Source organism: Shewanella sp. SACH, from assembly GCF_001887095.2.
In the GTDB taxonomy this organism is placed as follows: domain Bacteria; phylum Pseudomonadota; class Gammaproteobacteria; order Enterobacterales; family Shewanellaceae; genus Shewanella; species Shewanella baltica.
Genome location: NZ_MPDG02000045.1, coordinates 1 through 207 on the forward strand (window position 1 = coordinate 1; position 207 = coordinate 207).

Genomic DNA, 207 nt, shown 5'->3' on the forward strand with positions numbered 1-207 from the left:
GTTACCGCTGGCATCAATCACCAAGCCGTTGGCGGTGGTGTAGACCACGCCATTGATGGTGACGGCCAAGGTGCTGTCATCGCCCAAATCGACAGTTCCTTTGAAAATCAGGGTGTTGTCGTTGGTGATGAAGTCGCTGCCGGAGGCGCCGGTGTCATCGGTAATGCTGGTGATCGCCACGGTGTTGCCGTCGCCATCTTGGTCAAT

1 protein-coding gene is annotated in these 207 nt (G+C 56.5%); it reads left to right on the forward strand.

Annotation, left to right across the window (positions count from 1 at the left end; genetic code table 11):
* A partial coding sequence (locus BM607_RS21970) for a hypothetical protein (RefSeq protein WP_170927481.1) occupies positions 1-207 on the forward strand: 207 nt, incomplete at both ends.